Consider the following 309-nt stretch of genomic DNA (forward strand, 5'->3'; position numbering starts at 1 on the left):
CAGTCTTTACAAAAGCTTATCCAGACTTACCTACGTCTAGGTTATACGCTGAAACCCAAGCTTTAGAAACAGGTCTAAAAATTCAGCAAGACCAACCCGACTACACCCTACCCCTTGTGCTAGAAAAGACAGGTATTGACACCAGTAAGTTTGTCTCCATTGACCCCTACAAAATTACTTACGATGAGTTTATTAAGCGCCAAAAGGCAGGCGAAGACATGACGCCTTATTATGAGAATCAAACCAAACCCAACTGTAGTGGTCAACTAATTTAGGACACCTGATAAGAGGTTTTGATTAAAGTAACGT

Annotated in this window: 1 protein-coding gene; it reads left to right on the forward strand. The window is 40.8% G+C overall.

Annotation, left to right across the window (positions count from 1 at the left end):
- Window positions 1-275, forward strand: a 275-nt coding sequence (locus EI162_RS14565) for a hypothetical protein (RefSeq protein ID WP_192524999.1), incomplete at its 5' end; no start/stop codon positions are given.
- Window positions 276-309 lie beyond the last annotated feature (34 nt).

Source organism: Psychrobacter sp. FME6, assembly GCF_014861365.1.
Classification (GTDB): domain Bacteria; phylum Pseudomonadota; class Gammaproteobacteria; order Pseudomonadales; family Moraxellaceae; genus Psychrobacter.